We start from the raw sequence: 3,399 nt of genomic DNA on the forward strand, positions 1-3,399 counted from the left end.
GCTGAGTTTCTCCACACCGCCGGTAAATCTTTGCTGGAACCAGCACTCGCCGCGCGGGAGCGCCTGAGCGCGGAAATGGATTTTGAAGGCGCTGCCCTCATGCACCAGCGGCTGCATCGCATTGAAGAAGTTCTGTCGGTGAACGATGAAATGGCGCGCGACGTGAGCCGGTTACATGCGGTGGCGATTGCGCCCTCGGCAGAGCCGGAATGCGTCGAACTCGGCTGGCTGCGCGGCGGTTACTGGCAGGGCTTCACCCGGCTGGATTTTCGTATCGCGGACGGCCAGTCCGTTTCGCTCGATGCGCGTCTACGTGAAACCGCTGCGGGCGTAGCCGAACGCCCCGCAAGTCCGGTGGAACGGATGGAGCAACTGGCAATCCTCTCGCGATGGTTTTATTCGTCCTGGTGCGATGGCGAAATGCTGGTGATTGAAGACTGGGCAAAGATGCCGTGGCGCAAGCTGGTTAACGCTGTGTCGCGGGTAGCGACTGCGCAACGCACGCCGCGCGCAGGCAGCTAATTTTCGGTCGGCGTATTTGTCCACTTGGTCGATCGTCAGCACGTCGATCGTCAGCACGTCGATCGGCGCGGTCTGTACCCGTACCCTAAGCCCGAGCTGGCGCTCTACTTCCGGGAACGCTTCGTCCACCATGTGATCGGCCAGCGACCCTTCGGCTCCGGTGGCCGCCTTGTTCCACACGAGCATCGAAAACGAAACTTTTCGTCACGCAGGTACGTTTCCCACCACGCCGAGTATCTTCCGTCGGCTGTGATTTGCTCATACTTCCGACTGTCGAGCAGAACGCGATCGTAGTCAAAGAGCGGTCCCATGACCATCGCCAAGGTGCAAATGGCGCAATCCTCCTGCCTCCGCTGGGGAATGCGGTTAAATCATATGCTTTGGCCTGCCGTGCGCTCACCGTTGAATACGTCGCGAAGAAACACGCCGCCTTCGCAGGATTGTACGCGCGCCCATCATAAAGTTTTGTGACCCTTCCGACCTGCTCCACACTGTTCCACACAGGCATCGAGAACGTGAAGTCAAACGCGCCGTTGACCCCCGTCCTGTCGATCAGCGGGCGGTAAAGCGCAGGCGATGAGAGCAAGCCCGGTTGGTTTCATCGGCGCCGGCGTTGAGTCCGGCACCCTCGCATTCCACCGGAAAACTTTGGCCAAACCAGTTTTCGCTTATGCGCGGCTTTTAATGCCGCGCCTCTTCGGGCTCGAAGCTGATCTTCGGCTTCGTCCCGGTCGCTTTGGCATACTTCTCCAGCGTGCGCGTCGACGGCATGCTTCCTCCGCCTTCCAACCTCGCGACGACGGCCTGTGTGGTATTCATCCGTTGCGCTACCTGCTCTTGCGTGAGGCCTGCCCGGGAACGGGCTTCAATCAACGCGGCGGAAAGCGAGAACTCCTCTTCCAACGCGTTATATTCGCGCCGGTATTCAGGGTTCTTCATCCACTTCTTGTGGAGATCGTCAACAGTCGTGCGTTTCATCGATCCCATGCCTCCCTAGGCCTAGGTCTTTGCAACGCGATTTCAATTTCGCGCCGGGGCGTCTTCTGCGTCTTCTTGACGAACACGCGGACGACGGCCCCGCGGCGACCTTTGGCGGTCACGTAAACTGCTCTTGATATTCCGTCCCTGCCCTTCATCCGCATTTCCCACAGAGGCTCTTCCAGATGCTTTACTTGGGGTTCTTAACTCGTTCGAGACCATATCCCCGGATCAGTTCGACAATCCGGCGAAACCGGGCTTGCATGTCGGGCGGCAGGGCTTCGAGCTCATCTCGAACGCGATCGTCGAGCAACTCTACACTCCATTCCATCCGTTCGCATTATTGCATTTTTGCAATATTGCCAGTAGAGGCGACGATCCAGAATCAGATTACGAGGCGGCGAATGGGGTTCTCAGGCCCGGCGGCCGGCCGATCCATTTGCCTGAGTTGTTCGATAGTTGCAGGTCCGGAGGCTTTGGCTGCAATGTCGTTGAGCGCAGCCGGCGTCGCGATCTGGTAATCTCTGCGATTCCACGCCCATTCGACGCAGAACCTGACGTTCACGTTTTGTATATTCAGCGCGTCCGCAGCCGCCTTGATAATTCCAGATCCATCCGCGTTCCGGGAAGGTTTTTATCGACGCCACCTCGAACGGTCAAGTGTCGTTGACTTTCTGCCGTGAATTGCTTGACAATTCAGACGTGGAAGAAACGCGGCTCGACCGCATCGAAAAAATGCTCGAGAGTTATGGCACGATGATTATCGATATCGAGCAGCGGAACGCCGCTGCCATAGCGGCGATCAATGAGATCGTCACCCGCGCCGAACGCGCGAACGAAGCGGCGCACGAACGGTTCGCCGAGGAGGACAAACGCCTCCTGACGGCTCAGATTCTCATGAACGGCGCAATGCAGAAGATGGCCCTTGCCATGGAAGAAACGACGGCAAAGCTTGACGCGCTCATCGATACCGTCGACGGGATCATCCGTCCGAAGCACCCGTCCTGAGTGCCGAAACGAGCCTGAGCCGGCCGAAAAGCCGGTCCATTCGATCCGCGTAAAAAAGTTTCAGCCGACGCGAGACGGGATCGTCGCGAATCTGTGGATCGTCTTCGTGCCGTCCCGATCCTGATCGGCGTCGCATCCGCCATCTTCTTACATGCCTGATCCCACACCGATCCCACCGCGCGCCGATCCGCCCGCTCACATGACATGAACGTTGGGCGGAAGCGCTATTGCGGACTGAAGCAGACGAAGAACAACGCGCGCGATGCTCTCCCCGATTCAGTTAAACGATTCGCCTAACGCCGTAATAACGCAACGCTTGCCTCGTCCGAGCAGTCGTTCTTAAGCACTTTATTAGCGCTCGCGACCACCTCCGGCGCGGCGCCCACGCAGTGCACGCTCATGCCGATCCCGCTCACTTCGTTGCCTTCGACGGTAATGTCCTTCGACCCCGGCGCAAGGAAAATTCCCGGCGAATCGCGCCGCCCCACGTTCAGCCCGGTGAAATGATTGCCGCTGATTTTATCCTGCGTGCCGCTAATCGAAATCGCGCCCAGCAGCGCTTCCGAACACGTGTTGCCCGTAATCTGGCCGCCGTCAAACCGCTCCAGCCGCATGCAAAGCGCCCCCGGCGCGTCCACTTCGTTCAGAGGAATCCCGATCTGCTCCGCGTGATTGTTGTCGATCGACACACCGGTCGCCTGCTCCACATGAATGGCATCGCGCGCAATGGCGCGGAATTCGTTTTCGAAGATTTTGCCGCGCTGGCTGGACCGCAGCGTAATCGCGGTACCGCGAATGGTTCCGAAAAGACAGCCGTGGATTTCAAAATCCGAGGTCGCCTCTTCGATCGCGATCCCGCCGCTTGCGGCGTTCTTTCGCTGCGCGTTGAAC

At 58.8% G+C, this 3,399-nt stretch carries 5 protein-coding genes and 1 pseudogene; 2 read left to right on the forward strand and 4 right to left on the reverse strand.

Going from position 1 to position 3,399, the window contains the following annotated elements; all coding sequences use genetic code 11:
* Nucleotides 1–522, forward strand: a 522-nt coding sequence (locus H1Y01_RS16655) for a hypothetical protein (protein WP_219341630.1), incomplete at its 5' end; no start/stop codon positions are given.
* Between the two features lie 681 nt (nt 523–1,203).
* Here the strand turns inward: H1Y01_RS16655 and H1Y01_RS16660 are convergent.
* The 3 genes and pseudogenes from H1Y01_RS16660 to H1Y01_RS16670 all read right to left on the reverse strand — a co-directional run bounded on the left by H1Y01_RS16660 (nt 1,204) and on the right by H1Y01_RS16670 (nt 2,065).
* Nucleotides 1,204–1,500, reverse strand: a complete 297-nt coding sequence (locus H1Y01_RS16660; protein WP_180541635.1) for a helix-turn-helix domain-containing protein — start codon at nt 1,498–1,500, stop codon at nt 1,204–1,206.
* A pseudogene (locus H1Y01_RS20145) lies at nt 1,497–1,831 on the reverse strand (type II toxin-antitoxin system RelE/ParE family toxin). The gene H1Y01_RS16660 and the pseudogene H1Y01_RS20145 overlap by 4 nt, the downstream one beginning before the upstream one ends.
* Before the next feature lie 54 nt (nt 1,832–1,885).
* The gene (locus H1Y01_RS16670; RefSeq protein WP_180541636.1) at nt 1,886–2,065 is read right to left on the reverse strand and encodes a hypothetical protein; all 180 of its coding nucleotides are present in this window, start codon (nt 2,063–2,065) and stop codon (nt 1,886–1,888) included.
* 137 nt (nt 2,066–2,202) lie between these two features.
* Here H1Y01_RS16670 and H1Y01_RS16675 point away from each other — a divergent pair, with 137 nt between their 5' ends.
* Nucleotides 2,203–2,508 (forward strand): hypothetical protein, encoded by a 306-nt coding sequence (locus H1Y01_RS16675; protein WP_180541637.1) that lies wholly within the window; start codon nt 2,203–2,205, stop codon nt 2,506–2,508.
* Between the two features lie 293 nt (nt 2,509–2,801).
* Here the strand turns inward: H1Y01_RS16675 and H1Y01_RS16680 are convergent.
* Nucleotides 2,802–3,399: right-handed parallel beta-helix repeat-containing protein (locus tag H1Y01_RS16680; protein ID WP_180541638.1), on the reverse strand; the 598-nt coding region annotated here is incomplete at its 5' end.

Origin of the sequence: Nevskia soli (assembly GCF_903970205.1) — a bacterium.
GTDB lineage: Bacteria > Acidobacteriota > Terriglobia > Bryobacterales > Bryobacteraceae > Bog-113.

Bases quoted from the DNA above. Each gene is read 5' to 3' on its own strand.
- H1Y01_RS16660 (WP_180541635.1), bottom strand. From the start codon at position 1,500: ATGAAACGCACGACTGTTGACGATCTCCACAAGAAGTGGATGAAGAAC.